Here is a 26,355-nt window from a genome sequence, read left to right as displayed (position 1 = left end):
CCCTCCGCGCGGAGGAACACTGCTATGGGTTACGGCACCGTGCGTGACGGCGCTTGGTGTTATGGCGTGGCAATGGTGAACAAGGCAGAGCGGACCGGATAACGGGCGGGACGTGCTGCGGGGCGCCGTCAGCGCACCTGCATTCCCTGTTGTGCGGCCTGCTGCGCGATGCCCAGCTTGGCCGCGTACGTGGACGCCACCAGCTTGCCCACCGCCGGGTACGCGCCCAGCGGCTCGGCCGTCGAGCAGCCGGCCTCCTGGGCCGCCGCCTCCAGCAGACCCTCCGGCACCTCGGGGCCGATCAGACAGGGCGCCACGGCGAGGTGCTGGGAACCCGAGCCGCGCAGCTGCTCCGCGGTACGGGCGATCGCGCCCTCCTCGTCGAGCCCGGCGGCGAGCACCGGGACGGCGAGCCGTGCCGCCAGCAGCATGCCGGTGATACCGGCCGCCTGGACGGCCTCCTCGCCGCCGACGGCGGCGAGAATGATGCCGTCAGCGGCGGTTGCGACAGTGAACAGACGGGCGCGGTCGGCGCGGGCGAGACCGGCCTCCGACAGCTTCACGTGGACGCCCTCGGCCAGCAGCGGGTGTGGGCCGAGCACGTCGGTCAGCTCGGCGCCGGGGCCGCTGGTCAGCACGATCTGGCGCAACTGCCGCACGCTCGACGCGTCGGGGCCGGCCAGCAGCGGCACGACCACGGCCGACGGGCCCTCCTCGGGCTGCGGCTGCCCGGTGGTGGCGGCGTCCTGCGAGAGCGCGGCGGCGTTCTCCGACGTCGCCTGCGACAGAACGGCGTCCAGCGTCGGGAACTCGTCACCGTCGCCCTCGACATAGCCGATACGGGCATCGAGGCCGGGCAGCTCCGAGCGGGCTATGCTCAGCGTCTCCTCGGCGATGCTGCGCACGGCGGCAGTCGGCTTGCCGGGGACGGCCAGCACCAGCGCCGGTGCGTTCTCAGGAGCGACGACAGGCTCCGGCCGGCGGTGCCGTCCGGGCTGGCGTGGCCGTGGCATTCGTACAGGCAGGCCATTGTCCGGCCCAGTGGGGGAGCTCATGCGCCCGCATGCTAATGCCTTGACGGACCCGGCACCTCGAGCGGGGGAGAGCGGTCCGGTTATGTCCGTATTCGCACCGCGCGTCGAGCGACCGGAATGCGCCGATTCGCTCAAGTGATGGACAGAAGTGCCCGATCGGGTGGCAAACGTAGTGATCCGTGCGCCACTTGTGCCGCCACCAGCAGCGCGCCCTGCAGCGGATCGCCCGCCGCCTCCACGCGGCGGGCCTGTGGCAGCCGCGCCGTCAACTCCTGTTCCAGCGGCCCGAGCAGCGGCTCGCCCAGGTGCACGAGACCGCCGGTCAGCGACACCACGGGCGGACCGTCCGCCGTCGGGTCCCGCGGACACACCGCCGCCGCGCTGGAGGCCATCTCGCGGGCCGCGGTCCGCAGAATGCCGACGGCCACCGGATCGCAGCCGCCCGCCGCCGGACCGCCGTCACCTGCCGCGCAGCGGGCCACCTCCGGCGCGAACGAGGCCAGCACCGCGGCCCGGTCCGTACGCGGATACAGCCGGCCGGGCAGCCCGCTCAGCGGTGCGCCGAACACCGCCTCGGCCCGCTCGCGCAGCGCCGCCGAACCGCCCTCCCGGCCGTCGTACGCACGCAGCGCCGCCTCCAGACCGGCCCGGCCGATCCACGCGCCGCTGCCGCAGTCGCCCAGCAGATGCCCCCAGCCGTCGGCCCGCCGCCAGCTCCGCAGATCCGTACCCAGGGCGATCAGCCCGGTACCCGCGGCCAGGACGGCGCCCGGCCGCTCGCCGAGCGCCCCCGCGTACGCGGTGACCGCGTCGCCGGCCAGCGCGGTGTGCCGTACGCCGAACTCGCGTGCCAGCGCGCCCGGCAGCTCCGCGCGCAGCTCGTCCCCGAGAGTGGCCAGGCCGGCCGCACCGACACACGCGGCGGCGACGGTCCCGGGCGTCCCCGCGGACTCCAGCAGCGACCGGGCGGCGGGCACCAACTGGCCGAGCATGTGCGCCGCTTCGATACCGCCGGGGCCCGTACGCACCGGCTCCCACAGCGCCACCGACCCCGCCACGGCGGGCGGCGCCGGGTCACCGGCGACCGCCCGGGCCAGCGCGACGCGCATCCCCGAACCGCCGGAGTCGACGCCGAGCACCCACCCGGCCGCGGGACCGGCGGCGTCCGTCACGGCAGGCGCCAGTCCACCGGCGCGGCGCCCTGCTGTGCCAGCAACTCGTTGACCTTGCTGAACGGGCGCGACCCGAAGAATCCGCGGTCCGCCGACATCGGCGAGGGGTGGGAGGACTCCACCGCCGGGTAACTGCTCAGCAGGGGACGGAGATTGCGCGCGTCCCGCCCCCACAGCACCGACACCAGCGGCCGCCCGCGCGCCGCCAGCGCACGGATGGCCTGCTCGGTGACCTCTTCCCAGCCCTTGCCGCGGTGTGCGGCCGGCTTGCGGGGCGCCACCGTCAGCGACCTGTTGAGCAGCAGCACCCCCTGCTCGGTCCACGGAGTCAGATCGCCGTTCGACGGCCGCGGGTGACCGAGGTCGTCGTGCATCTCCCGGAAGATGTTCTCCAGACTGCCGGGCAGCGGACGGACGTCCGGCGCCACGGAGAACGAGAGACCGACAGCGTGCCCGGGGGTGGGATACGGGTCCTGGCCCACGACGAGGACACGCACCTCGTCGAAGGGCTGCTGGAAGGCCCGCAGCACATGTCCCCCGGCAGGCAGGTACGTTCTGCCCGCCTCGATCTCCGCGCGCAGGAAGTCGCCCATCGCGGCGACGCGTTCAGCGACCGGCTCCAGGGCCTTGGCCCAGCCCGGTTCGACGATTTCGTTCAACGGTCGTGCAGCCACGGCCGGTCACTCTACTGGCTCGGGCCCGGTGCTCCGGCACGATCCCCGCTTCCCGTTCGCGGCTGCCGCGGCCGTCCCCTCCCCGGCCTCCTCAGCCGATCACCGCCGCCCGTACGCACAGCACGTCCGGCAGGTGCCCGGCCAGCTGCTGCCAGCTCTCTCCCTCGTCGGCACTGGCGAACACCTCGCCGTTCCGGTTGCCGAAATAGACCCCCACGGGGTCCGCGTCGTCCGTCCACAGCGCGTCCCGCAGCACGGGGCCGTAGTGCGCGCTCTCCGGGAGCCCCGAGCCGAGCTCCTCCCAGGTCTCGCCCGCGTCCTGCGTACGGTGCACCCGGCAGCGGTGCTCCGCGGGGACCCGGTCCGAGTCGGCGTTCAGCGGGAAGATGTACGCCACGCCGCCGCGGTGCGGGTGCGCCGCCACGGGGAAGCCGAAGTCGGAGGGCAGGCTGTCGCCGATCGACGTCCAGCGGGTGCCGCCGTCGTCCGACCGGTACACCCCCCAGTGGTTCTGCAGATACAGCCGGTCCGGGTCCTCGGCGTCCCGCGCGATCTTGTGGACGCACTGGCCGTACTCGGGGAAGCGCATGCTCTCCGGCAGGAACGCCGCCTGCACACCGCGGTTGCACGGGTCCCAGCTCTTGCCGCCGTCCGCCGTGCGGTACGCCCCGCCGGTCGACACCGCGATCGTGACGGCCTGCGCGTCCCGGGGATCGACGAGCACCGTGTGCAGTCCGAGGCCACCGCCGCCCGGCACCCACTCCGCGCGCGTCGGGTGCTCCCACAGCTCCCGCACCAGCTCGAAGCTCTCGCCGCCGTCCTCGGAGCGGAACAGCGCGCCGGGCTCCGTGCCCGCGTACACCACGCCAGGTTCGCTCTTCCCACCCGGCTGCAGCTGCCACACGCGCTCCAGCGAAACCCCGGTGTCCTGGGGGAACTTCACGGCCGGGCGCTGCGGCTCGGTCCAGCTCGCCCCCAGGTCGTCGGAGTGGAAGACCGACGGCCCCCAGTGCGCACTGTCCCCGCCGGCCAGGAGCCGCGGGGTGCCCGGACGCCGGGTGTCGATCCCCACCGAGTAGACAGCCTGGGCATTGAAATGCGGGCCGTCGAACTCCCAGTCCGTGCCCTGCCGTTCACCGGCCTTCTTCCGCGCGAGGAACAGGCCTTTTCGCGTACCCACCGCGAGCAGTACATCCGTCATTGCGGACACCGCCTTCGAGACGTCGTTGTCTGAATACGCGAAGTCTGCACCCCGGCACTGACAATCGCCTCGGGGCGGGAGTTTTCGCAGGTCGGGCGGCGTGCCCGGGGCGCGGTGCCCGGCCGGGTCCGTCAGTCGCCGCGCCCGTCCGCGGCCGCGAGCAGCCCGGCCCAGTCGGGGATCTTCACCGTCGTACGGGACAGGCCGCGGCCCAGAGCCGCCTCGGCCTCCTCGATGCCGAGCCAGCCCGTCCAGGCGACCGGTGTCCTGCCCGCGGTCCCGCCCAGCGCGGTGAGCGTCTCCATGGGGTCGCGCGGCAACGGGCCGACGGTGCGCAGCAGTTCGTCCGCGTCCGCCAGCAGGGAGGTCACCGTCTCCTTGGCGCAGGGCCGGTTGGTGCCGATCACGCCGGTCGGCCCGCGCTTGATCCAGCCCGCCACGTACTCGCCGGGCGACGTCCGCCCTTCCCGCAGTACGCGTCCCTCGTGGTGCGGGACGGTGCCGGCGCGGGTGTCGAACGGCAGCCCCTGGAGCGGCACTCCGTGATAGCCGACCGAGCGCAGGACGAGCTGCGCCTCGATGTCCTCGTACGCGCCGGTGCCCCGTACGCCGCCGTCGCCGTCCGGTTCGGTCCGCTCGAAGCGCACCGCGCGCACCGCGCCGTGGCCGTCGTCCAGCAGCTCGGCGGGGCGCAGGAAGAACCGCAGGCCGATGTGGCGTGGTCGGGTTCCGGCGTCCTGCGGGGTGTCGCCGGCCCCGGAGGTGCCGGCCTCCGCCCAGCCGTGCAGGACGGCCATGTTGCGCCGTACCGCGCCGGGCAGTCCGGAGGGGTCGGCGTACGCCGGATCGCGCGACAGTTCGGCCTCGTCGACGTGCACTCCGGCCTCGCGCAGCGTGCCCAGTTCGCGCAGTTCCTTGGTGGTGAATTTCGCCTGTGAGGGGCCGCGCCGTCCGACCATCGTGACGTCGGTGACCGTGCTCGCGGAAAGACTGTCGAGGGCGCGGGCCGGCATGTCGGTGGGCCGCATGTCGTCGGCCCCGCGCGCGAGTACGCGGGTCACATCGACGGCCACGTTGCCGACCCCGATGACGACGGCGGAGGGTGCGTCCAGGGCGAAGTCCGTCTCCGCGGCGTCCGGATGGGCGCTGTACCAGGAGACGAACTCGGTGGCCGAATGGCTGCCGCGCAGGTCCTCGCCCGGGATGCCGAGGTGCCGGTCGGTGGCGGCGCCGACGCAGTAGACCACCGCGTGGTACATCCCCAGCAGCTCGGCCGGCGCGATGCCGCCCTCGCCCACCTGGACGTTGCCCAGGAATCGCACGCCGGGGTGTTCCAGCACCCTGCGCAGGTTCTGCTGCAGGGACTTGATCTTCTCGTGGTCGGGTGCGACGCCGTACCGCACGAGCCCGTACGGACAGGGCAGCCGGTCCAGCACGTCGACCGCGACGGGCGTGCTGCTCTCGCGTTCCACGAGGCCCTGCGCGGCGTACACCCCGCTGGGACCCGACCCGACGACGGCGACCCGCAGCGGGCCGTTCGGCACGGACGACACGGTGGTGCTCCTTCCCGCCGGGGTCTCCAGCATCGCACCGCAGCCCGGTCCGCGGGAGTGCCCGCGGCCCGGGCGTGCCGGTCCCGCGCGCGGGTGAGCGGTCCGGCTGTACGGGGAGCGCGTGCGTGCGCGGACGGGAGGCGTCAGGAGGGTTCGAGCAGTTTGTCCATGCGGTCGATCTCCGCGTTCTGCTGGGCGATCACGTCGGTGGCCATCTCGTTGACCCGTACGTCGTTGCCGCCGGACAGCAGCTCGGTCGCCATGGTGACCGCGCCCTTGTGGTGGGCTGTCATGAGTTTCAGGAAGAGCCGGTCGAAGTCCCCGTCGCGGGCGGCCCGCAGCCGGTCGAGGTCCTGGGGTGAGGCCATGCCCGGCATGTCCGCGGTGCCGCCGTGTGCGTCGTGCTCCCCGTGGCCGCTCTGTCCGCCGTGTGCGCCGTGCGCCTCGTGTCCCTCGTGGCCGCCGTGCTCTTCCCCGTCCGCCTTCTCGCTCTCGCCGTGCTGCTTCAACCAGCCCCGCATCATGGCGATCTCGGGTTCCTGTGCGGCCGATATTCGCTCGGAGAGCTTCCGTACCCTGGCGTTTTCGGCGTGCTTGTCCGCCAGTTCCGTCATGGTCAGCGCCTGACGGTGATGCGTGATCATCATGCGGACGTAGCGGAGGTCCGCGGCGTTCGGCTTCGTGTCGCCGCCGCGTGCCTTCTTCGCGGCCTGCGGCGAGAGAGTCTTCGCGGCCTCGCCCGGCTTCCCCGGGGCGACGACCGACGGCCCCGACGCGGAGGCGGTCTTCTCGGAGCCGCTCTGACAGCCGGTCAGCGCGGTGAGTGCGGCTGCCACCGCGAGAGCACCGGTGACGGTCAATGCCGGGGCGCGGCGGGGTCTGTGACGGTGGGTCACTCGAACCTCCAGGAGCACTCTGTTGTTATGCCCATGACGCGGGCCATACTTCACCCCATCCGTCGACCCTTCAACCATGAACGGTCGGAAACGGACAGAAGGAGGCAGCAGTGTTGTTGCTCAGACCCCCTGTGCGGCGTCGAAGAGTCGGTGTGGCCGCGGCCGTTCTCGGCATGCTGGCCGCTCTCCTGACCGCCGGACCCGCCCTCGCGACGCCCGACCCGGGTGACCAGCCGCAGAAGAGCCACAAGGTCACCGAACGGGACCGGGCCGAGACCGAAGCGGCCATCAAGAGCGGGAAGATCCCCGGCGTGGACGAGATCGTCCACAGCGACAACGTCACACACCTGCGCAACCTCCCCAAGGGAGCGCTGCAGGGCACCAATTCGGACCTCGCCTTCCAGGGCAGGTACGCCTTCGCAGGGAACTACGACGGCTTCACCGTCTACGACGTGAGCAAGCCGAAGTCCCCGAAGGTCGTCAGCCAGGTGCTCTGCCCCGGATCACAGAACGACGTCTCCGTCTCCGGGAATCTGCTCTTCCTCTCCACCGACTCCTCCCGCAGCGACGACTCGTGCTCCAGCACGACGCAGCCCGCCACGGAGAAGAGCTCCTGGGAGGGCATGAAGGTCTTCGACATCAGCGACAAGAAGAACCCGAAGTACGTGTCCGCCGTGGAGACTTTCTGCGGTTCGCACACCCACACGCTGGTGCCGGGCCGCAGCGCCGTGAACATCTACGTGTCCTCGTACGCGCCCAGTGACACGTTCCCCGACTGCAAGCCGCCGCACGACGGCATCTCTGTCATCGAAGTGCCGCGCAAGGCACCGGAGAAGGCGAAGGTCGTCGACTTCCCCGTGCTCTTCCCCGACGGCGGGTACAACGGCGACCCGGCCAAGCCGCAGAACAGCAAGACCACCGGCTGTCACGACATCACCGCCTACCCGCGGCAGAAGCTGGCCGCCGGCGCGTGCATGGGTGACGGCATCCTGCTGGACATCGCCGACCCGGCGAAGCCGCGCGTCATCGACCGCGTACGGGACACCGAGAACTTCGCCTTCTGGCACTCGGCGACCTTCAACGAACGCGGCACGAAGGTCGTGTTCACCGATGAACTGGGCGGTGGCGGCGCCGCCACCTGCAACGCGAAGACCGGTGACCAGAAGGGCGCGGACGGGATCTACGACGTGACGGGGAAGGGCGACCAGCGCAAGCTGACCTTCCGCAGCTACTACAAGATCCCGCGGCACCAGGCAGACACCGAGAACTGCGTCGCGCACAACGGCTCCCTGATACCCGCCAAGGGCCGCGACATCATGGCGCAGGCCTGGTACCAGGGCGGCGTGTCCATCTGGGACTTCACCGACTCCGCCAAGCCGAAGGAGATCGGCTACTTCGAGCGCGGCCCGATCTCCGACACCTCGCTGGTGGGCGGCGGCTCCTGGTCCGCGTACTACTACAACGGCCACATCTACTCGAACGACATGGCCAAGGGCTTCGACGTGCTGCGCATCGACGACAAGCTGACCGACAGCGCGAAGAGTGTGCGCATGGACGAGCTCAACGTCCAGACACAGCCCCAGTACCGCTGATCCGCCCGTCCCCCGCGTGCCGCGGGGGCATCGGCTGACGCGATCCGCCGGGAGCGCCGGGACCTTCCACCGGCGCCTCCGGCGGATCGCCCCGCTCCCAGTCCAGCCCGTACCGCGAGAACAGTTCCGCACGCAGCCGCGACGCCGGCATGGGCGCGCCCGGCAGCAGTACGGCCACCACCGCGCCCATCAGCAGTGCGCGCAGCAGGAGATAGTCGGTCTCCGGGTCCTCGGAACCGAACCGGGTCACTGTCGTGCGCAACAGCAGTGCCAGACGCTGCTGTTCGGCGCACTGGACGAAGCCCTCCTGCTGGAGGATGCCCGCCATGTGGGCCCGCATCAGCACCGGTCTGTCCCGGGCGAGCCCGAGGATCGCGTCGATCGCCCGGGCCATCAGCTCCTCGCCGGCGTCCGGCCCGTCGGGCAACGGCGCCCGCTCCAGGGCCTCGTCCAGGGTGAGGTGCATCAGCCGGTGCACGGCCGACTGGAACAGCTGCCGTTTGCCCGGGAAGTAATAGGAAATCAGTCCCCGTGCGGCGCCCGCACGGTCGGCGATGTCGCCGAGCGTGGTGGTCTCGTAGCCCCGGTCGCCGACGAGTTCGACGGTCGCCTGCAACAAGCGCAGACGGGAGCGCCGACGCAACTCTTCATTGACCGCGGCGCTCCGAGGGGACATGCTGTACTCCTGCGTTGACTGGCTCGCAGCCAATATACGCAGCCCGCCTACGGGCGCACCCACTGGCACCACCGTGTGCCCACCTTGAACCGCCGGCATGGGCGACACGGGGGATCGCCCATGCCGGTCCCGGCGAACGGAAGTTGCCGGCCCTGCCGCGACGTGAAGCGCCCGTGCGGCCGGGAAACCGGAGCCTCCGCGGTCATCACGCCGCCCCCACCATCCCGAGGACCGGGCGCAGGGCGTCCGGACGCGCGGTGGGCGGCAGGTGGGGGACGGGGTGGAAGGCGCAGCCCAGTTGGGTGGCGGCGCCGTCGGCCCGGGTGCTGTCGCCGACCATCAGGACGTGTTCCGGGGCGAGTCCGAGCGCCGCGCAGGCGGTGCGGAACAGTCGCGGGTCGGGCTTCTGGACGCCGTGTTCGTACGACAGGACGTACTCCCGCACGTACGGGTCGAGGCCGTGGGCGCGGAAGACCGGCCGCAGGTCCCAGCCGATGTTGCTGACCACGGCGACCGGCACCTCGCGCTGCCGGAGGGCCTCGAGGACGGGCACGGCGTCCGGGTACGGCTCCCACGCCTCCGGCGCCATGTGCCGTTCGTACAGCGCGTCGTAGAGCCCGTCGTGGGGGAGGGGGACCCGGCGGGCCAGTCCCGTGTAGAGGTCGCGGTGCCGGCGTGCGTCACGGTCCCGCTCGTCCCACAGCGCCCGCAGACCGTCCGGTACGGAGGCGGGCGTCGTACTGCCGGGCAGCGCTCCGGCCTCCTCCAGCGCGTGCGCGTACCGCGTCAACTCGGCCTCGGGCAGGGCGTGTCCCGTACTCTCCAGTGCCGCGCGCATCCAGCGCACAGCGGGCTCGACCCGCATCAGCGTTCCGGAGAAGTCGAACAGCACACCCCTGACCGTCATGCGCGCATCCTCCCCGCCGGCGCACCGCCCTGCCAACGGTGCCGCGCCGCAAGGGCGTTCCACCCGGCGATGGCCGCGACCGTCAGGGCGAGCCCCAGCAGGACGCCCGCCACGGTGTCGGTCGGCCAGTGCACGCCCAGCCACACCCGGGTGAAGCTCACGCCGGCGACCGACACGCATGCCACCGTCCACACGGTCCACCGCACTGCCGCACCGGCTCCCGCGCGGTGCACGAGCCACAGCAGCAGCGCGCACGTGACCGCGGCGGTCATGGCGTGCCCCGAGGGCAGCGCCGCATAGTGGGCCGAGTCGACGGGCTCCGCCCACCGCGGACGCTCCCTGCCGAACGCCCACTTGAGGCCCTGCTGGATGCCCGTGGTGACGGCGGCGGTGGCCACCACCCACAGGGCGAGCAGCCGTTCCCCGCGCACCAGCAGCCATCCTGCCGCGGCGGCCAGCAGGATCCGCATGGTCACCGGGTCCCACACCCAGTCCGTCAGCACACGGTTCGTGTGTGTCCAGCCGGGGTGGCGCAGCGCGGGCCCGTGCAGTCCTGTGACCGTTCTGCGGTCGAGGTCCAGCAGCGGCTGCCAGCCCGTCGCCACGAGGGTGAACACCAGGGCGGCCAGCGCCCCGAGCGGAACGGCCACCCGTACGCACAGCGCGCCGGGCGGGATGAAGTGCGCGGCCGGAGGGGCGAGCTGACGGTCCATGCGCCGATCTTCGTACACGGGCGGTGTCCGGGGCTATCGCAGCGCGGACAGCCCCGGGACGAAGGCGACGAGCACGGGGACGACGGGCACCATGGCGGCCACGGCCGTCATGCGCAGCCGGCTGGCGACGGGCAGCCGCGGCGCCGGGGTGAGCAGCCGGTGCACGCGCTGCGGCACCTGCGCGAGGGGTGTCGGGCAGGGCCCGAAGACCCCGCGGTCCTCGTTGAGTTCGACCAGGGCCAGGGCGATGGTCAGCCGTCCGTAGCGGCGCGAGGCGACGTCGTCGGCGGCCAGTTCCACCAGCCGGTGCACCTGGTCGCGGAAGGCGGCGAAGACCGGCACCCGCGGGAAGCCGACGGCGAGCGCCGACGAACAGTGCAGCAGCCAGTCGTGCCGCGCACGGGCGTGCCCCTGCTCGTGTTCCACGAGCGCGTCCAGCTGGCGGCCCTTGAGCCGGCGCAGCGCGGCCGTCGTGATGACCAGCTGGGGTGTCGTGTCGGGCAGCCACCAGGCGTCGGCCCGTTCACCCTCCAGCACCACCAGACGCTCACCGGAGGACGGTCCCTCGCCGGGCAACCGGGGGGAACGCTCGCGCAGTTCGGCCCGCCGGTGCCTGCGCCGTACGCGCGCGTCGCGGATCTCGCGCAGCAGCATCGCACCGGTCCAGGCCCCGCCGCAGGCGAGCAGCACGGCCAGTGCACCGGCCCACTGTCCGTACGCGCCCGTCGCGTACACCTCGACCACTCCGCGCGGTGCGGCGGCGAACACGTGGCCCCGTACGGCCTGCCAGGCCGCTGCGGCGGACAGCGCCATCGCCAGGACGCAGCACAAGAGCACGGCGGCGACGACGCATTGCCACATCCACAGACCGATCACCGGTTCACGGTCGGGCCATGAGGAACGTGTCAGCACGCGGGGTCCGACGGCGGCGGCCAGCCCGGCCAGAACCATCAGCGCCAGGGGGACCATCATGGGCGACACACTATGAGCCCGGAGCTACCCGGCGGTACGCCCGGTCGCGCAGAAGTGACGTATCCCTCACGCGACCCGGTGCGAGCACTCCGGCGCTCAGCACGCCGGGCAGGGGAAACCGCACAGGAGCGGGGAGCCGGACGCTCCTGTGCGGGGGTCAGAGTGTCACCAGCATGGCGAGCATTCCGGTGCCCATCGCGAGCCGGCAGGCGAGCGCGAAGCCGGGCCCGTCCCGTACGGCACGGCCCGCCCCGGCCGCCCGTAAAGCGCCGCTCGTGCCCCCGTACGCGGCCACGCCCCCGTACGCGCCGACGGCTCCCGTCGGCAGCAGCCGCGCCCCGGTGCGCAGCACGTACACCGCGAAGTACGCGAGCAGCACTCCGGTGAGCAGGGGAAGTCCCGCCGCCCCCGCGGCAGTTCCGTGCGCGTGGTGTGCCCCGCCGCCGGTGCCCTGCGCCATGACGAGCGCCATGTAGACCATCGCCAGCGCGCCGACCGCATGGTGCACATGGTGTCCCGCCTCCCTCCGCGCGTGCCGGTGTTCGTGTGCGAGGACGAGTTCCCAGGCGGCGGCCGCCGCGAACAGCACGGCGAACGCGGCCGGGGGCGTGGCCGGCACGGCACTGGCGGGTACTGCCATCACCGCCATGCCGAAACCCATCAGTGCCTCGCTCCCGGCCGCTTTCCGCTGCGCGGCGCGAGCCCCCCACACCCGCAGCAGACAGGAGGCGCCCGTCAGCGCACAGAGCGCCACCAGCAGCCAGCCGACAGTTGTCGGGCCGTGCATTGCCAACCACCCCGCATTCGCCTCCGCGGAGAGGATGCCCCCGCACACGCCCGCACACGGGAGCGCACGGGCGCAACGGGGGAGCACCGTACGGGCGTTGAGCGGTTGGCGGGGCGGGCGACGACGTCCCCGCGCGCGGGGACGACGGGTCAGGTGGTCGGCCGGTACCGCATGGGATGGTCGTCGGGCACCTGCACCACACAGATCCTGACCCCGTCGGGGTCCGCGATCCACATCTCGATCAGACCCCACGGCTCCTGCTTCGGAGGGCGCAGCACCTCGACGCCCGCCGCCGCGAGCTCCTCGTGCGCCTGCTGTGCGTCGGGCACCTGGATCCACAGCTTCATGCCGGGCGCGGGCGGTTCGTCGGCCCGTCCGGACACCTCCAGCAGGCCGCCGCCGAGGAAGTAGACGGTGCCGCGTTCGGGACCCTCGCCGAACTCCCGGTAGACGGAGAGGCCGAGCTTGTCCCCGTAGAAGGCGCGCGTCGTCACGGGGTCGGTGGGGGTCAGCAGCACACGGCTGCTCAGTACGTTCACCATGCGTCCGGACCCTAGTCCCCCTTCCGCGGGACGCCTGCCGGACGCGGCCGGTGCGGGCGCGTCAGGGCGGTATACAGTCACGACCCATGAGCGCCCCCGACATCACGTTCCGCACCGCGACGGAAGCCGACATCCCCGCACTCGTCGACCTGGTGGAGTCCGCCTACCGGGGCGACGACAGCCGGGCCGGCTGGACCACAGAGGCCGATCTGCTGGAGGGCCAGCGCACGGACCCCGAGGGGGTCGCCGTCGTGGTGAAGGACCCGGACTCGAGGATGCTGGTGGCCGTACGGGACGGTGAGACGGTCGCCTGCTGCCAGCTGGAACACCGGGGCACGCACGCCTACTTCGGGATGTTCGCCGTACGGCCGCAGCAGCAGGGCACCGGTCTCGGCAAGGTCGTGCTGGCGCAGGCGGAGCGCACCGCGCGCGAGGCCTGGGGTGCGACCGAGATGCAGATGACGGTGATCCGGCAGCGCGAGGACCTGATCGCCTGGTATGAGCGGCGCGGCTACTCCCGCACCGGCGAGCTGACCCCGTTCCCGTACGGCGACGAGCGCTTCGGCATTCCGCAGCGCCCCGACCTCGCCTTCGAGCTGCTGGTCAAGAAGCTGGTCTGAGCCCGTACGGCACGCGGACCCGACTCAGCGCGCGGACCCGATTCAGCGCGCGGGCCTGTCCGAGCGCGGGCCCGCCAAGCGCGCGGGGCCCGGCGTACGGCCGGGCCCCGCGCGCCGGTGCGACAGGGGAGCGGCAGCCGTCAGGCCGCCGCGGTCACCGCCCGGTGGATCTCCGGCATGTCGGTCACCACGCCGTCCAGGCCGAGTTCACGGGCGCGCGCGAGGTCGTCCTCCGTGTTCACGGTCCAGCTGATGACCTTGATGCCCGCGCTGTGGCAGCGCTCCACGATCTCCTCGTCGAGGTGCTCCAGTTCGCACGAGACCATGCCGGCGCCCAGCTCCCGGGCCCGCTCCGGCGCGGTGGGCGAGGACTTCCCGGTGACCAGGACGACGGGCACGGCGGGCAGCTGCTCGCGGATCTCGCGCAGCGCGTCGTCGTGGAACGAGATGACGGTGACGCGGTCCTGCAGCCCGCGCTCCACGATCACCCCGGCCAGCACCCGGGCCGCGGCCCGGTCCTTGATCTCGGCCTGCAGCGGCGCCTTCACGGCGTCCACGACCTCCTCGAACACCGGGATGCGCTCGCCCTCGCCCGCGTCGAGCTCGCGCAGCTCGGCGAGGGTGAAGTCGCCGATGGGGCCCTCCCCGTCGGTGGTGCGGTCCACCTCGGCGTCGTGCATCACCACCAGCGCGCCGTCCTTGCTCAGGTGCAGGTCCAGCTCGATGACGGGGAACCCTTCACGTTCGGCCCGGACGAACGAGCGCAGGGTGTTCTCGGGCTCGACTCCCATGACGCCGCGGTGGCCGACGGTGAGCAGTGACAAGAGAAGCTCTCGCTTTCGTGCAGGCAACGTACGCGTCCGGCCACACTATCGGCCCGCTACTGCGGCCGGGTGAATGACGGGTGCACTCTCGGATGACGCGGACTGGGTGCCGGCGACACCCAGGACGAAGCCGGTGATCAGGGCTGCGATGACGACTGCTCGGGTACTCACGCACCCGTCCTAGCGGTGCGACGGCGCCCCGTACCCGCTCGTCATCCGTCGGTGGGCGCGGCGTCCCGCGAAGCTGACGCGTCCGCGCCGTCCGCGTACGCCTGCCCCGCACCGCCCGCCGGTTCCGCCCCTCCCGACAGCCCGTCCAGGTCCGCGAGCATCGCCTCCGCGAGCTCCAGTTCCGCCGCGTGCTGCCGTTCGCTCCAGCGCAGCGCGATCCGCGGATGCTCCCAGCCCGTGCCGCCGCCGGCCCGCTCCAGGGCCTCGCGCACCTGCGCGAGTTCCTCGCGGGTGTGCTCCATGTGCTCGCGTATCCGGCTGCGCAGCCGCTCCGGGTCGGCGAGGTGGCCCAGCCAGATCCGCAGCACGAGGGGGTGCTTGAGGACGGGCGGCCCCGGATCCTCCTCGTCCGCCCAGCGGGCCAGCGCCGCACGCCCGTCCCCGGTGATGGCGTAACGGCGCTTCGTACGGGGCTCGTCGGGGTCCGAGCGGCGCGAGGTGGCGTAGCCGAGCCCCTCCAGGCGGCGCAGTTCCGCGTAGATCTGGCTGATCGCGGGCGACCAGTAGAAGAAGCGCAGCGAGGAGTCGGCCCACTTCTTCAGCTCGTACCCGGTGCGTTCGCCCGGGAAGGACAGAAGTCCGAGCACGGCCCACGCGGTGGGCGGGAGCCGGTCCGCGGAACGCCCGGAGTGCTGTCGTCGCATGTCTTGCCTTCTCTCGACCTGACTACTAGTCATATTGCGAATCGAAGTATTCCCAAGTGCTTCGCAGCGAAGTACCGGCAGGAGGCGGAGTCCATGAAGTTCTCCATGATCTTCGAGGCGCAGCTGGCCGATCCGACGGTCGAGCGCGAGCATCAGCTCTTCCGGGACAGCGTCGAACAGGCCGTGCTCGCCGAGGAGATGGGGTTCGACCGGATCTGGGCAGTCGAGCATCACTCCCTGAAGTGGTACGCCCACATGAGCGCCCCGGAAATCTTCCTGACCTGGGTCGCCGCGCGGACCAGCACCATACGCATCGGGCACGGCGTCGTCTGCATGCCGTTCGCCTTCAACCACCCGGCACGGGTCGCCGAACGCGCCGCCACCCTCGACCTGTTGTCCGGCGGCCGCGTCGACCTGGGTGCGGGACGCGGCGGCACACTGCAGGAGACCTCGCTGTGCGGAGTGGACCGGGACCGCACCACGCAGGAGGTCGAGGAGGCGCTGCGGATCATCGGGGCCGCCTGGCAGAAGGACGAGCTCGAACACCACGGGGAGCTCCTCGACATCGGTCCGCACCCGGTGCTGCCGCGCCCGGCCCAGGCCCCGCACCCGCCGCTGTTCCTGGCGTGCAGCCGCGCCGAGACCCTCGCGCAGGCCGCCGAACTCGGCGTCGGCGCCCTGGTGATGGGCTTCGCGGGCCCCGATTCGGTGGCAGAGATGCGCACGGCGTACGACGCGGCGCGCGCGGCGCGCGGCACCGACCGCTTCGTGTCCACCGAGGTCAACGACCACTTCTCGGTGCTCTGCCCGACGATCGTGCTGGACGACGCCGAACGGGCGCGCCGCGTCGGCGTACGGGGGCAGCGCTTCTTCGCGCAGTCCATCAGCCACTGGTACGGCGGCGGGGGCGTGCCCGACGAGGCCGTCGTCGAAGGGGCCGACGAGGCAGGGGAGATGAGGAAAGCGGCGGAGCAGGTCACCGCCCGGCTGCACGAGCAGAACATCCCCGTACGCCCCTCCTCGACCGCCACCTTCCACGCCGACCACGCCTACGGCAGCGCCGACGACGCGATCGCCTACGTCGAACGGCTGCGCGCGGCGGGCGCCGACGAGATCATGTGCCTGATCCAGATGGGCACCGTGCCGCAGGAGGCGTGCGTGGAGACCATCCGGCAGTGGGGCGAGAAGGTCATCCCGCACTTCCGGGAACTCGAGGCGCGCGAGGCACGGGCCCGGTCCGACGTCCACGGCAGCGAAGGAGCCCACCCGTGACCGAAGCACTCACCCCCGAGGACCGGATGACACCCGAGGCGCGCGCCGTGATGGACGCGCTGACCGCCGTCTTCCCCGACGTCGGCGGTGAGGTGACCGACGCCGCCGAGGCCCGCCGCATCCTCGCCGAGGCGCCGGCGCCGCCCTTCGACCCGATACCCGTCCGCGAGGTGACCGACCGCACCGTTCCCGGCCCGGAGGGCGCCCCCGACCTGCCGGTGCGGATCTACCGCCCGCGGCTCTCCGACCCCCAACAGACGTGCCCCACTGTGGTGTTCTTCCACGGCGGCGGCTTCGTCCTGTGCGGTCTGGACACCCACGACAGGCCCGCGCGCGGGCTGTGCAGCGAGGCCGGTGCCGTCGTCGTCTCCGTCGACTACCGCCTCGCGCCCGAGGCCCGCTTCCCCGAGCCGGTCGAGGACGCGTACGCCGCCGTCTGCTGGGCCGCCGAGCACATCGGCGAGCTCGGCGGGGCCCCCGACGCACTGGTCGTGGCGGGCGACAGCGCCGGCGGGAACCTCGCCGCCGTCAGCGCGCTCGCCTCCCGCGACCGCGGCGGCCCGCCCCTCGCCCTGCAGGTGCTGGTCTACCCGGTGACCGATCCGCACGCGGACACCGACTCGCGCCGCACGAACAGCGAGGGCTACTACCTCACCGGGCGGGCGATGCGGTGGTTCCACGAGCAGTACATGGGCCCGGACGGCGACGCGGAGCACCCCTACGCCGCCCCGCTGCGGGCCGACCTGTCCGGACTGCCGCCTGCGCACGTCGTGACGGCCGGCTGCGACCCGCTGTGCGACGAGGGCCGGGCCTACGCGGAGCGGCTCAGGGAGGCCGGGTCCGTGGTGAGCGAGGACCACCACCCGGGCATGTTCCACGGGTTCTTCGGTTTCGGCGAGGTACTGCCGGACGCCGCGCGCGCTCTCAGCGGCGCCGCAGAAGCCATCGCCGCCACGGCCTCGCACAGGAAAAACAGCGGCCGTGTGCCGGGGGTGAACGGATAGTTTCCCGCTGACCCCCTTGTACGGGAGGGCCTCACGTGGATACCGTGCTCTCACGCGAGGTTCTCCTGTGGAGGGGCATTCATGACGGAAATTCTTTCGCCGACAGGCGCAGCGGGGGATGTATCGTCCGCCGCGCGCGTCGTGGAACACCCCGCATGGCGGGACCTGAAGGAAGCCGTGGAGGAAATACGCCCGGCCCAGTCCGCCGACGGCTCCGTGGACTTCGACGGCGAGGGCGCGCCCTCCCGCGAGGCACTGGACGCCGCGGTGGCACGCGTGTGCGCCGCCGTCGAGCAGCTCGCCCCCCTGCTGCCGCACGACGCCGCGTACCACGAGGCGCTCACCGGCGATCTGCGCCGCTGGGCGGAACAGGGCTTCGGCGTCCCGGACTTCCTCGACTCGCTGCTCGCCTTCCAGCCCTCAGAGAACAGGGCGGACGGGCTCCAGCACCTGGTCGTCTTCCCGATGTACACGCAGAACGGCAATCCGGACCGCAATCTGGAGGCCGTCGTGCTGCGCATGGTGTGGCCCGAGTGGCTCGCCGAGCTGGAGCGCACCCGCTACGACAACCCCATGTTCTGCGGCATCGCCTTCGAGGACTTCACCGCCGGCTACGACACCAACTCAGCGGTGCTCTTCCCCGAGACCATCGCGGTGCGCGAGGCGCCCGCGCGGTTCACCTGGGGCGGCATCTTCTGCGACCGCGAGGCCGCCCGCTTCCGCCGCGTCGTGACCGCCATGTGCGAGGTCACCAGCCTCGAACTGCCCGACGACGCCCGGGAGATGCTCGCCGACCAGCAGCGCGCCCAGGAGACCTTCGTCCTGTGGGACATGGTGCACGACCGCACCCACAGCCACGGCGACCTGCCCTTCGACCCCTTCATGATCAAGCAGCGGCAGCCGTTCTGGATGTACGGCCTGGAGGAGCTGCGCTGCGACCTCACCGCCTTCCACGAGGCGGTCAAACTGGAGGCCGACGGCTACAGCCAGGGCCGTGACGTGCAGTACGCGGTGCTGCTGGAGCGGATGTTCCGCTTCCCGATCACCGGTGAGCGCAACCGCAACTACGACGGTCTGGGCGGCCAGTTGCTCTTCGCGTACCTGCACCAGCACGACGCGCTGCGCTGGACGGACAACAAGCTGACCATCGACTGGGACCGCGCCCGCGAGGCGACCGTCCGGCTGCGCGAGGAGATCGAGACGCTGTACCGGGCGGGCATCGACCGCCCCAAGATCGTGCACTGGTTCAAGGCGTACGAGCTGGTCTCCGGCTACCTCGCCCCGCACCCCGGCTCGGTCTGGGCGAAGGGCCCGGACGCACTCGATCTGTCGCTGCCACCGCGAAAACTCGTCGATGACGTGCTAGCGGACGAATTTCCCCTGAGCATGTTCTACGAGGCACTCGCGAAGAAGCTCCGCACCGTGATCGCGTCGACCAAGGGCATCACGGCCGACAGCCCCGCACTGGCGGCGGCGTGAGGGACACGGAAGCGGACATCGAGGAGGCGACCGGCATGACCAGTACCACCGGACAGAGCGGCAAGGGCGGCAAGGGCCGGCTGGAGGGCAGGGTCGTCGCCGTCGCGGGCGGCGCGGGCCCCGCCGGGCAGGCGACCCTGCTGAAGCTCGCCGAGGAGGGCGCCACGGTCGTGGCGGCGGACGCCGACGCGGCGCGCCTCGCGGAAGCCGTCGACGCGGCCCGCTTCGCGCACGGCGGCGCGACCGTCATCGGCGACACCGTCGACCTGCTCGACCTGGACGCGGCCCGCGAGTGGGCCACGCGTACCGAGAAGGAGTTCGGCCGTGTCGACGGCCTCGTCCATCTCGTCGGCGGCTGGCGCGGCTCCGCCACCTTCGCCGAGACCGACCTCGCCGACTGGGACACGCTGCACGCGCTGCTGATCCGGACCGCGCAGCACACGTCGCTGGCCTTCGAGGGCGCGCTGCAGCGCAGCGGCAACGGCCGCTATCTGCTCATCAGCGCCGCCGGCGCGTCCAGGCCCACGGCGGGCAACGCCGCGTACGCCGCCTCCAAGGCGGCGGCCGAGGCGTGGACGCTGGCGCTCGGCGACGCCTTCCGGAAGGCCGGGGGCGATGCCGGTCCGCCGGCGGCTGCTGCGATCCTGGTCGTGAAGGCGCTGGTGAACGACCAGATGCGGGCGGACCGGCCGAACGCCAAGTTCGCGGGGTTCACCGACGTGACCGAACTGGCCGAGGCCATCGCCGGGACCTGGAGCAAGCCCGCCGAGGAAGTGAACGGAAACCGCCTGTGGCTGACGCCGAAGCCCTGACCCCCGCCGACCCCACCGACGCCAAGCGCCGCCACGACCCGGCCGTCCGCGGGTTCGCCAGCGACAACTACGCGGGCACCCACCCGGAGATCCTGGCGGCGCTCGCCCTCGCCAACGGCGGTCACCAGACCGCCTACGGCGGCGACGAGTACACCGCGCATCTGCGGGACGTCATACGCAGCCACTTCGGCCCGTACGCCGAGGTGTACCCGGTCTTCAACGGCACCGGCGCCAACGTGGTGTCCCTCCAGGCCCTCACCGACCGGTGGGGCGCCGTGATCTGCGCCGACACCGCGCACATCCACGTCGACGAGTGCGGCGCGCCCGAACGCGTCGGCGGGCTGAAGCTGCTGACCGTCCCCACCGAGGACGGCAAGCTCACCCCCGAGCTGATCGACCGCGAGGCGTACGGCTGGGACGACGAGCACCGCGCCATGCCGCAGGTCGTCTCCCTCGCCCAGAACACCGAACTGGGCACGCTGTACACGGTCGAGGAGATCAAGGCGATCTGCGAGCACGCGCACGCGCTGGGCATGAAGGTGCACATGGACGGCGCCCGCATCGCCAACGCGGCCGCAGCCCTCGACGTCCCGCTGCGCGCCTTCACGTACGCGGCGGGCGTCGACATCCTCTCCTTCGGCGGCACCAAGAACGGCATGCTCTTCGGCGAGGCCGTCGTCGTCCTCGACCCCGGCGCGGCCTCCGCCATGAAGCACCTGCGCAAGCTGTCCATGCAGCTCGCCTCCAAGATGCGCTTCATCTCGGTGCAGTTGGAGGCGCTGCTCGCCGGCGACCTGTGGCTGCGCAGCGCCCGGCACGCCAACGCCATGGCACAGCGCCTCGCCGAGGGCGTGAAGACTGTGGACGGCGTCGAGATCCTGTACCCCGTGGAGGCCAACGCCGTCTTCGCGCGGCTGCCGCACGACGTGAGCGAGCGGCTGATGAAGCGGTACCGCTTCTACTTCTGGGACGAGCAGGCCGGCGACGTGCGCTGGATGTGCTCCTTCGACACGACCGAACAGGACGTCGACGGTTTCCTGTCCGCGCTCCGCGAGGAGATGGCCGCCTGACACGGCGTCCCGGGCCGGCCCGCGTCCGCGCGGGCCGGCCGGTCAGGTGCGGGTGCCGTCAGCCGCGTGAGTCGAGGAGTTTCGCCTCGGCCGGGGTCGGCGCCGTACCGCCCAGGTGGGCGGGCACCCACCAGGAGTCCGACTCGTTCTTCGGCGCCGCCGGGTACGCGCGCTGGGCGGCCTCCAGCAGCTCGTGGACGCGCTCGCGCAGCCGCTCGGTGACGCCGACGGCGGGCTCGTCCCGCTCCGGGTACAGCGCTTCGCCGACGCGGATGCTGACCGGGATGTGGTTGCGGCCGAAGTCCCGCTTGTGGCCCTTGGTCCACAGCCGCTGGGTGCCCCACAGGGCCATCGGCACCAGCGGCACCCCCGCCTCCTGCGCGAGCCGGACCGCGCCCGACTTGAAGTCCTTCAGGGTGAAGGAGCGGGAGATCGTCGCCTCCGGGAAGACACCGATGATCTCGCCGGAGCGCAGTGCTTTGAGCGCGTGCCTGTAGGCGTGCTCGCCCTGCGCGCGGTCCACCGGTATGTGCTTCATCGCGCGCATCAGCGGCCCGGACACCTTGTGCCGGAAGACCGACTCCTTCGCCATGAACCGCACCAGGCGTTTCGCGGGGCGGGCCGCCAGGCCGCTGAAGACGAAGTCGAGGTAGCTGATGTGGTTGCTGACCAGTACAGCGCCGCCGCGCTGCGGCACGTGCTCGGTGCCCTGCATGTCGAAGCGCAGGTCGAGCGCCTTGAACCAGGTGCGCGCCATGCCGATCACCGGCGGATAGACGAGGTCAGCCATCGGGGTCCCTTCATGTGGTTGCCTGCGGAGCTGCGGCCGGGTGCGGCGTCACAGCGGGTCCCGCCGGCTGCCCGCTACTTACGCAGGCGTAACTTCGGGCTTCCCGGAATGGTTCCTCACCCTGCGGACGGATGACCAGGTCCGGGGCGTACCGATCGGGAGATCCTCGTCACGTGCTCATGCAACGGACGTACATCACGGGTGTACAGAGAGGGGAATCCCATCGGCCGTGTGAACGCTGCAGACGAGGACGGGCTGCAGACGGATCTGCAGGCGGGGACGAGAGATCGGAGATACCGGGTGCGGGCGCGCGACGACGGCGAGCGGCTGACCGCCGAGGACATCGGTGTGGAACGGCTGGGGGAGCGGGCGACGCTGGTGCAGTTCTCCAGCGCGTTCTGCCAGCCCTGCCGGGCGACACGGCGCACGCTGACCGAGGTCGGCGGCATGGTCGAGGGCGTACTGCACGTGGAGGTCGACGCGGAGGCCCACTTGGAGCTCGTCCGGCGGCTGGAGGTGCTGGGCACCCCCACCGTGTTCGTGCTCGGTCCGGACGGCCGGGTCGTGCGCCGGGCGACGGGCCAGCCCCGTAAGGCGGACGTCATCGCCGCGCTCGGCGAGGCCGTCGCGTGACTGGTACGCATCCGGTGATCCGCCTCCCATCGCCCGTACCGGGCTTGACGCTCCGCACCCCGTATCGTCAGGGTGACGTTATGTGGTCAGGGAGCAGCAGGTGAGCGCGACGGAAACCGGAACAGATCTCCGCAGCGGCCTGCTGCGTGCCGCGTTCCGGCAGCACGCGGCCGGTGTCGCCGTGGTCACCGCATCCGGCGCAGGTAAACCTGCCGGCTTCACGGCCACTTCCCTCACCTCCGTCGCCGCCGAACCGCCGCTGCTGTCCTTCGGCATCGGCACCGGCGCGTCCAGCTGGCCGGCGGTGGCCGAGGCCGAGTACGTCGGCGTGCACGTGCTCGGCGAGGAACAGCGGGAGCTGGCCGCCACATTCGCGCGCAGCGGCGCCGACCGCTTCGCCGCCCCGACGCGCTGGCACACGGGCCCGCACGGTGTGCCGGTGCTGGAGGACGTCGTCGCCTGGCTGGTGTGCCGTGTCGTCGCGCGCGTTCCCGCGGGGGACCACCGTCTGGTGCTGGCCGAGGTCGACGTGGGTGAATCCACCGATGGCGCGCGGCCGTTGCTGTACCACCGTGGGCGCTTCAACGCGCTGCGTGATTGAGTGACGGGCGGACCGCCTGACAGACGGGCCCGAACGCTGTCCGCAGGGCCTGTTACGCGTTGGCAACGTCACAGTTCACCGGGCTTGAATCCGGGGAATGACGAGAGTGTACTGACGAGTAATATTGTGGACGGCAGCTGAGGTCCACGCGGACCGGAAACGTAAGACAAGCAGCAGTAGGAGAGCCGGCGTGAGCTTGAGGATCGTTGTCTGTGTGAAGTACGTGCCCGACGCCACCGGCGACCGGCACTTCGCCGAGGACCTGACCACTGACCGCGAGTCGGTCGACGGCCTGCTCTCGGAGCTCGACGAGTACGCGGTCGAGCAGGCGCTGCAGATTGCCGACGAGGCGGACGACGCGGAGGTCACCGTGCTGACCGTCGGCCCCGAGGACGCGAAGGACGCGCTGCGCAAGGCTTTGTCGATGGGCGCGGACAAGGCCGTGCACGTGGAGGACGACGACCTGCACGGCACGGACGCGCTGGGGACCTCGCTGGTGCTGTCCAAGGCGATCGAGAAGACCGGCTTTGACCTGGTCATCTGCGGTATGGCCTCGACCGACGGCACCATGGGCGTGCTGCCGGCCACCCTCTCCGAGCGGCTCGGTGTGCCGCAGGTGACGCTGCTGTCCGAGGTCTCGGTGACCGACGGCAAGGTCAACGGCCGCCGTGACGGCGACACCGCGACCGAGCACCTGGAGGCGTCGCTGCCGGCCGTCGTGTCGGTCACCGACCAGTCCGGCGAGGCCCGTTACCCCTCCTTCAAGGGGATCATGGCGGCGAAGAAGAAGCCGGTGGAGGCGCTGGACCTGGACGACCTGGACCTGGACGGCGACGACTTCGGTCTCGAGGGCGCCTGGACCAAGGTCGACGAGGCGAACGAGCGTCCGGCGCGCACCGCGGGCACGGTCGTCAAGGACGAGGGCGAGGGCGGCAAGCAGCTGGCCGAGTACCTCGCGGGCCAGAAGTTCATCTGAGCCCTGCTGTGACGCGGCTCCCCCGGCGGAGCCCGCTCCCCTCTCGCTCAACTCCCCTTTCTTTCCCGGCAGGAGAACATTCCCATGGCTGAAGTCCTTGTCTACGTCGACCACGTGGACGGAGCCGTCCGCAAGCCCACCCTGGAGCTGCTGACCCTGGCCCGCCGTGTCGGCGAGCCGGTCGCCGTCCACCTCGGCCCGGGCGCCGAGGAGGCCGCGAAGGTCCTCGGCGAGCACGGCGCCACCAAGGTGCTGGCCGCCGACGCGCCCGAGTTCGCCGACTACCTCGTCGTGCCGAAGGTGGACGCCCTGCAGGCCGCCTACGACCAGGTTTCCCCGGCCGCCGTGCTGGTGCCCTCCTCCGCGGAGGGCAAGGAGATCGCCGCGCGTCTCGCGGTGCGCATCGGCTCCGGCATCATCACCGACGCCGTCGACCTGGAGGCCTCGGACGAGGGTCCGGTGGCCTCGCAGTCGGCGTTCGCCGCCGCCTACACCACCAAGTCGCGGATCACCACCGGCACCCCGGTCATCACCGTCAAGCCCAACTCCGCGGCCCCCGAGGCCGCCCCGGCCGCCGGCGCGGTGGAGCAGCTGAGCGTGTCCTTCGGCGAGGCCGCCAAGGGCACCAAGGTCACTTCGCGTGCCGCGCGCGAGTCGAGCGGCCGTCCGGAGCTGACCGAGGCCGCGATCGTGGTCTCCGGTGGCCGTGGCGTGAACGGCGCGGAGAACTTCCACGTCATCGAGTCCCTCGCCGACTCCCTCGGCGCGGCCGTGGGTGCCTCGCGTGCCGCGGTCGACGCCGGCTGGTACCCGCACTCCAACCAGGTCGGCCAGACCGGCAAGTCCGTCTCGCCGCAGCTGTACGTGGCCGCGGGCATCTCCGGCGCGATCCAGCACCGCGCCGGCATGCAGACCTCCAAGACCATCGTCGCGATCAACAAGGACGCCGAAGCGCCGATCTTCGACCTCGTCGACTACGGCATCGTCGGCGACCTCTTCGAGGTCGTCCCCGCCCTGACCGAAGAGGTCAACACCCGCAAGGGCTGACCCCTTTCGGGTCTTTCCGGCACTCCGCCCCGCCCCCGGCCACGCAGCGCGCGTGTCCGGGGGCGGAGTCGTACCGGGGTCGTTCACGGGCCCGTCGAGAGGGCCGTGGGGACCGGCTCCGGGCCGCGCACACGGAGGGCGGGCCGGGGTCGGCGCAACAAGGTGTTGACCGGCGGGAGCGGCACGGATAACTTCGCTATGCGAATGATTGCTTCCGGCAGCCGGAAAAGTAGCCGGGACAGTACAGCGAAAAAGGGGAGTGCAGCGTGAGCGAGCAGCAGACGGTGACGACGAGCCTTGCGGGCACCGTACGCGAGGACATCGGGGCGCGGCTCGCCCCCGTCGACGCCGAGCTGGCCAGGCGTTACCCGGGAGACCCCGGTACGCGACAGCCGGTCCACACCGTCTACGTCCCGGGCAACGTGGTCACCCCGGACACCGTGCGCGAATGGGGCGACCAGGCGCTCGCGCTGCTCGGCGAACACGCCCCGGACGCCGCCTCGTTGGCCTCCGCCACCGGCATGGACCCGGAGCTCGCCGCCGCCGTGTACGACCGCGTGCGGGCCAAGCTGGAGCGCGAGCCCGTCGAGGACCTGCGCATCGACTTCGAGGACGGCTACGGCCCGCGCCCCGACGCCGAGGAGGACGCGGCCGCAGCCGACGCCGCCCGCCTGGTGGCCGCCGCGGCCGGACAGCCCGGCGCGCCCGCGTACATGGGCATCCGCATGAAGTGCATGGAGGCCGCCGTCCGCGAGCGTGGCATCCGCACCCTCGACATCTTCCTCACCGGCCTGATGGAGGCCGGCGGACTGCCCGACGGGCTCACCCTGACCCTGCCCAAGGTGACCTATCCCGAGCAGGTCTCCGCGATGGTGCGGCTGTGCGAGGAGTTCGAGAAGGCGCGCGGCCTGGAGCCCGGCCGGATCGGCTTCGAGATCCAGGTCGAGACCACCCAGTCCATCCTCGGCTCCGACGGGCGCGCCACCGTCGCGCCGATGATCGAGGCCGCCGAGGGCCGCGCCACCTCGCTGCACTACGGCACCTTCGACTACAGCGCCTCCTGCGGCGTCAGCGCCGCCTACCAGGCGATGGACCACCCGGCGGCCGACTACGCGAAGGCCGTCATGCAGGTCGCCGCGGCCGGCACCGGCGTACGGCTCTCCGACGGCTCGACCAACGTGCTGCCCGTCGGCTCCCGCGAGAACGTCCACCGCGCCTGGAAGCTGCACCACGACCTCGTACGCCGCTCCCTGCGCCGCGCCTACTACCAGGGCTGGGACATGCACCCGGGCCACCTGCCCACCCGCTATGCCGCCGTGTACGCCTTCTACCGCGAGGGCTTCGAGAAGGCCGCGGCGCGGCTGGCCGCGTACGTGAACGCCTCCGGCGGCGACGTCATGGACGAGCCCGCCACCGCCAAGGCGCTCAGCAACTACCTGCTGCGCGGCATCGACTGCGGCGCGCTCACCGTCGGCGAGGTCGCCAAGCTCGCCGGTATGACCCGCGCCGACCTCGACAAGCTGGCGGGCCGCCCGGCCGCAGCCTGACGCCGTGACGGCCGCCCGGCGCCGCGCGTGCACGTGCGCAACGGCGCCGGACGGTCCGTACGTTCGGGGTGTGCGTGGGCCTGCGC

At 72.0% G+C, this 26,355-nt stretch carries 27 protein-coding genes; 12 read left to right on the top strand and 15 right to left on the bottom strand.

Annotated elements, in window-relative coordinates:
- Positions 1-128 precede the first annotated feature (128 nt).
- The 6 genes from AC3AGO_RS05810 to AC3AGO_RS05785 form a co-directional block, all read right to left on the bottom strand.
- Positions 129-1,055, bottom strand: a complete 927-nt coding sequence (locus tag AC3AGO_RS05810; RefSeq protein ID WP_487819034.1) for a sirohydrochlorin chelatase — start codon at positions 1,053-1,055, stop codon at positions 129-131.
- Between the two features lie 110 nt (positions 1,056-1,165).
- Positions 1,166-2,206, bottom strand: a complete 1,041-nt coding sequence (locus AC3AGO_RS05805) for an N-acetylglucosamine kinase (protein WP_487819033.1) — start codon at positions 2,204-2,206, stop codon at positions 1,166-1,168.
- Positions 2,203-2,880, bottom strand: a complete 678-nt coding sequence (locus tag AC3AGO_RS05800) for a uracil-DNA glycosylase (RefSeq protein ID WP_487819032.1) — start codon at positions 2,878-2,880, stop codon at positions 2,203-2,205. Before AC3AGO_RS05800 ends, AC3AGO_RS05805 begins: the two co-directional genes overlap by 4 nt.
- A 91-nt stretch (positions 2,881-2,971) precedes the next feature.
- On the bottom strand, positions 2,972-4,081 hold the full coding sequence (locus AC3AGO_RS05795; RefSeq protein WP_487819031.1) for a WD40/YVTN/BNR-like repeat-containing protein: 1,110 nt from the start codon (positions 4,079-4,081) through the stop codon (positions 2,972-2,974).
- Between the two features lie 131 nt (positions 4,082-4,212).
- Positions 4,213-5,667 carry an FAD-dependent oxidoreductase gene (locus tag AC3AGO_RS05790; RefSeq protein ID WP_487819030.1) on the bottom strand — a complete coding sequence of 485 codons (1,455 nt, stop codon included), beginning with the start codon at positions 5,665-5,667 and terminating at the stop codon, positions 4,213-4,215.
- Positions 5,668-5,777: 110 nt separating this feature from the next.
- Positions 5,778-6,470: a DUF305 domain-containing protein gene (locus AC3AGO_RS05785; protein WP_487819029.1), complete on the bottom strand. Its 693-nt coding sequence runs from the start codon at positions 6,468-6,470 to the stop codon at positions 5,778-5,780.
- 233 nt (positions 6,471-6,703) lie between these two features.
- Here AC3AGO_RS05785 and AC3AGO_RS05780 point away from each other — a divergent pair, with 233 nt between their 5' ends.
- Positions 6,704-8,122, top strand: a complete 1,419-nt coding sequence (locus tag AC3AGO_RS05780) for an LVIVD repeat-containing protein (protein ID WP_487824547.1) — start codon at positions 6,704-6,706, stop codon at positions 8,120-8,122.
- On the opposite strand, the gene AC3AGO_RS05775 is transcribed toward AC3AGO_RS05780, so the two are convergent.
- The 6 genes from AC3AGO_RS05775 to AC3AGO_RS05750 all read right to left on the bottom strand — a co-directional run bounded on the left by AC3AGO_RS05775 (position 8,091) and on the right by AC3AGO_RS05750 (position 12,719).
- Complete coding sequence (locus tag AC3AGO_RS05775; RefSeq protein ID WP_487819028.1) at positions 8,091-8,798, bottom strand: TetR/AcrR family transcriptional regulator; 708 nt, start codon at positions 8,796-8,798, stop codon at positions 8,091-8,093. The genes AC3AGO_RS05780 and AC3AGO_RS05775 overlap by 32 nt on opposite strands.
- Before the next feature lie 205 nt (positions 8,799-9,003).
- Complete coding sequence (locus AC3AGO_RS05770; RefSeq protein WP_487819027.1) at positions 9,004-9,705, bottom strand: HAD family hydrolase; 702 nt, start codon at positions 9,703-9,705, stop codon at positions 9,004-9,006.
- A complete protein-coding gene (locus tag AC3AGO_RS05765; protein WP_487819026.1) occupies positions 9,702-10,418 on the bottom strand; it encodes a phosphatase PAP2 family protein in 717 nt (238 codons plus the stop codon). The genes AC3AGO_RS05770 and AC3AGO_RS05765 overlap by 4 nt, the downstream gene beginning before the upstream one ends.
- Before the next feature lie 33 nt (positions 10,419-10,451).
- Complete coding sequence (locus AC3AGO_RS05760) at positions 10,452-11,390, bottom strand: M56 family metallopeptidase (RefSeq protein ID WP_487819025.1); 939 nt, start codon at positions 11,388-11,390, stop codon at positions 10,452-10,454.
- Between the two features lie 157 nt (positions 11,391-11,547).
- Complete coding sequence (locus AC3AGO_RS05755; protein WP_487819024.1) at positions 11,548-12,177, bottom strand: DUF5134 domain-containing protein; 630 nt, start codon at positions 12,175-12,177, stop codon at positions 11,548-11,550.
- A 149-nt stretch (positions 12,178-12,326) separates the two neighbouring features.
- Complete coding sequence (locus AC3AGO_RS05750; RefSeq protein ID WP_487819023.1) at positions 12,327-12,719, bottom strand: VOC family protein; 393 nt, start codon at positions 12,717-12,719, stop codon at positions 12,327-12,329.
- Positions 12,720-12,805: 86 nt separating this feature from the next.
- On the opposite strand from AC3AGO_RS05750, the gene AC3AGO_RS05745 reads away from it, so the two are divergent.
- Positions 12,806-13,339 carry a GNAT family N-acetyltransferase gene (locus AC3AGO_RS05745; protein ID WP_487819022.1) on the top strand — a complete coding sequence of 178 codons (534 nt, stop codon included), beginning with the start codon at positions 12,806-12,808 and terminating at the stop codon, positions 13,337-13,339.
- Positions 13,340-13,479: 140 nt separating this feature from the next.
- On the opposite strand, the gene AC3AGO_RS05740 is transcribed toward AC3AGO_RS05745, so the two are convergent.
- Both AC3AGO_RS05740 and AC3AGO_RS05735 read right to left on the bottom strand, forming a co-directional pair.
- On the bottom strand, positions 13,480-14,163 hold the full coding sequence (locus tag AC3AGO_RS05740) for a glycerophosphodiester phosphodiesterase (protein WP_487819021.1): 684 nt from the start codon (positions 14,161-14,163) through the stop codon (positions 13,480-13,482).
- Positions 14,164-14,375: 212 nt separating this feature from the next.
- The gene (locus AC3AGO_RS05735; RefSeq protein ID WP_487819020.1) at positions 14,376-15,038 is read right to left on the bottom strand and encodes a PadR family transcriptional regulator; all 663 of its coding nucleotides are present in this window, start codon (positions 15,036-15,038) and stop codon (positions 14,376-14,378) included.
- A 93-nt stretch (positions 15,039-15,131) separates the two neighbouring features.
- On the opposite strand from AC3AGO_RS05735, the gene AC3AGO_RS05730 reads away from it, so the two are divergent.
- The 5 genes from AC3AGO_RS05730 to AC3AGO_RS05710 all read left to right on the top strand — a co-directional run bounded on the left by AC3AGO_RS05730 (position 15,132) and on the right by AC3AGO_RS05710 (position 20,675).
- Complete coding sequence (locus AC3AGO_RS05730) at positions 15,132-16,310, top strand: LLM class flavin-dependent oxidoreductase (protein ID WP_487819019.1); 1,179 nt, start codon at positions 15,132-15,134, stop codon at positions 16,308-16,310.
- A complete protein-coding gene (locus AC3AGO_RS05725; RefSeq protein WP_487819018.1) occupies positions 16,307-17,314 on the top strand; it encodes an alpha/beta hydrolase in 1,008 nt (335 codons plus the stop codon). The genes AC3AGO_RS05730 and AC3AGO_RS05725 overlap by 4 nt, the downstream gene beginning before the upstream one ends.
- 81 nt (positions 17,315-17,395) lie before the next feature.
- The gene (locus tag AC3AGO_RS05720) at positions 17,396-18,793 is read left to right on the top strand and encodes a DUF6421 family protein (RefSeq protein WP_487819017.1); all 1,398 of its coding nucleotides are present in this window, start codon (positions 17,396-17,398) and stop codon (positions 18,791-18,793) included.
- A 35-nt stretch (positions 18,794-18,828) separates the two neighbouring features.
- Positions 18,829-19,605 (top strand): SDR family NAD(P)-dependent oxidoreductase, encoded by a 777-nt coding sequence (locus AC3AGO_RS05715; protein WP_487819016.1) that lies wholly within the window; start codon positions 18,829-18,831, stop codon positions 19,603-19,605.
- Positions 19,584-20,675 (top strand): threonine aldolase family protein, encoded by a 1,092-nt coding sequence (locus AC3AGO_RS05710; RefSeq protein ID WP_487819015.1) that lies wholly within the window; start codon positions 19,584-19,586, stop codon positions 20,673-20,675. Before AC3AGO_RS05715 ends, AC3AGO_RS05710 begins: the two co-directional genes overlap by 22 nt.
- A 58-nt stretch (positions 20,676-20,733) precedes the next feature.
- Here AC3AGO_RS05710 and AC3AGO_RS05705 read toward each other — a convergent pair whose 3' ends face one another.
- Positions 20,734-21,465, bottom strand: a complete 732-nt coding sequence (locus tag AC3AGO_RS05705) for a lysophospholipid acyltransferase family protein (RefSeq protein ID WP_487819014.1) — start codon at positions 21,463-21,465, stop codon at positions 20,734-20,736.
- A 231-nt stretch (positions 21,466-21,696) separates the two neighbouring features.
- Here AC3AGO_RS05705 and AC3AGO_RS05700 point away from each other — a divergent pair, with 231 nt between their 5' ends.
- The 5 genes from AC3AGO_RS05700 to AC3AGO_RS05680 all read left to right on the top strand — a co-directional run bounded on the left by AC3AGO_RS05700 (position 21,697) and on the right by AC3AGO_RS05680 (position 26,269).
- Positions 21,697-22,098, top strand: a complete 402-nt coding sequence (locus AC3AGO_RS05700; RefSeq protein WP_487819013.1) for a TlpA family protein disulfide reductase — start codon at positions 21,697-21,699, stop codon at positions 22,096-22,098.
- 100 nt (positions 22,099-22,198) lie between these two features.
- A complete protein-coding gene (locus tag AC3AGO_RS05695) occupies positions 22,199-22,699 on the top strand; it encodes a flavin reductase family protein (RefSeq protein ID WP_487819012.1) in 501 nt (166 codons plus the stop codon).
- A gap of 190 nt (positions 22,700-22,889) precedes the next feature.
- Positions 22,890-23,675 (top strand): electron transfer flavoprotein subunit beta/FixA family protein, encoded by a 786-nt coding sequence (locus AC3AGO_RS05690; protein ID WP_487819011.1) that lies wholly within the window; start codon positions 22,890-22,892, stop codon positions 23,673-23,675.
- An 84-nt stretch (positions 23,676-23,759) separates the two neighbouring features.
- The gene (locus AC3AGO_RS05685; protein WP_487819010.1) at positions 23,760-24,722 is read left to right on the top strand and encodes an electron transfer flavoprotein subunit alpha/FixB family protein; all 963 of its coding nucleotides are present in this window, start codon (positions 23,760-23,762) and stop codon (positions 24,720-24,722) included.
- A 266-nt stretch (positions 24,723-24,988) separates the two neighbouring features.
- On the top strand, positions 24,989-26,269 hold the full coding sequence (locus tag AC3AGO_RS05680; RefSeq protein WP_487819009.1) for a DUF6986 family protein: 1,281 nt from the start codon (positions 24,989-24,991) through the stop codon (positions 26,267-26,269).
- The last annotated feature ends 86 nt before the right edge of the window (positions 26,270-26,355 follow it).

It is taken from the genome of Streptomyces sp. BL1, from assembly GCF_057628045.1.
The sequence above is the reverse complement of the archived record's forward strand: the minus strand, read 5'-3'. Positions and strand labels throughout refer to the sequence as shown.

Coding starts and splice junctions, on each gene's coding strand:
- AC3AGO_RS05685 (WP_487819010.1), top strand. CDS start 23,760: ATGGCTGAAGTCCTTGTCTACGTCGACCACGTGGACGGAGCCGTCCGC.
- AC3AGO_RS05780 (WP_487824547.1), top strand. CDS start 6,704: ATGCTGGCCGCTCTCCTGACCGCCGGACCCGCCCTCGCGACGCCCGAC.
- AC3AGO_RS05790 (WP_487819030.1), bottom strand. CDS start 5,667: ATGCTGGAGACCCCGGCGGGAAGGAGCACCACCGTGTCGTCCGTGCCG.
- AC3AGO_RS05755 (WP_487819024.1), bottom strand. CDS start 12,177: ATGCACGGCCCGACAACTGTCGGCTGGCTGCTGGTGGCGCTCTGTGCG.
- AC3AGO_RS05705 (WP_487819014.1), bottom strand. CDS start 21,465: ATGGCTGACCTCGTCTATCCGCCGGTGATCGGCATGGCGCGCACCTGG.
- AC3AGO_RS05775 (WP_487819028.1), bottom strand. CDS start 8,798: ATGTCCCCTCGGAGCGCCGCGGTCAATGAAGAGTTGCGTCGGCGCTCC.
- AC3AGO_RS05745 (WP_487819022.1), top strand. CDS start 12,806: ATGAGCGCCCCCGACATCACGTTCCGCACCGCGACGGAAGCCGACATC.
- AC3AGO_RS05770 (WP_487819027.1), bottom strand. CDS start 9,705: ATGACGGTCAGGGGTGTGCTGTTCGACTTCTCCGGAACGCTGATGCGG.
- AC3AGO_RS05760 (WP_487819025.1), bottom strand. CDS start 11,390: ATGATGGTCCCCCTGGCGCTGATGGTTCTGGCCGGGCTGGCCGCCGCC.
- AC3AGO_RS05810 (WP_487819034.1), bottom strand. CDS start 1,055: ATGAGCTCCCCCACTGGGCCGGACAATGGCCTGCCTGTACGAATGCCA.
- AC3AGO_RS05765 (WP_487819026.1), bottom strand. CDS start 10,418: ATGGACCGTCAGCTCGCCCCTCCGGCCGCGCACTTCATCCCGCCCGGC.
- AC3AGO_RS05720 (WP_487819017.1), top strand. CDS start 17,396: ATGACGGAAATTCTTTCGCCGACAGGCGCAGCGGGGGATGTATCGTCC.
- AC3AGO_RS05730 (WP_487819019.1), top strand. CDS start 15,132: ATGAAGTTCTCCATGATCTTCGAGGCGCAGCTGGCCGATCCGACGGTC.
- AC3AGO_RS05715 (WP_487819016.1), top strand. CDS start 18,829: ATGACCAGTACCACCGGACAGAGCGGCAAGGGCGGCAAGGGCCGGCTG.
- AC3AGO_RS05735 (WP_487819020.1), bottom strand. CDS start 15,038: ATGCGACGACAGCACTCCGGGCGTTCCGCGGACCGGCTCCCGCCCACC.
- AC3AGO_RS05795 (WP_487819031.1), bottom strand. CDS start 4,081: ATGACGGATGTACTGCTCGCGGTGGGTACGCGAAAAGGCCTGTTCCTC.
- AC3AGO_RS05750 (WP_487819023.1), bottom strand. CDS start 12,719: ATGGTGAACGTACTGAGCAGCCGTGTGCTGCTGACCCCCACCGACCCC.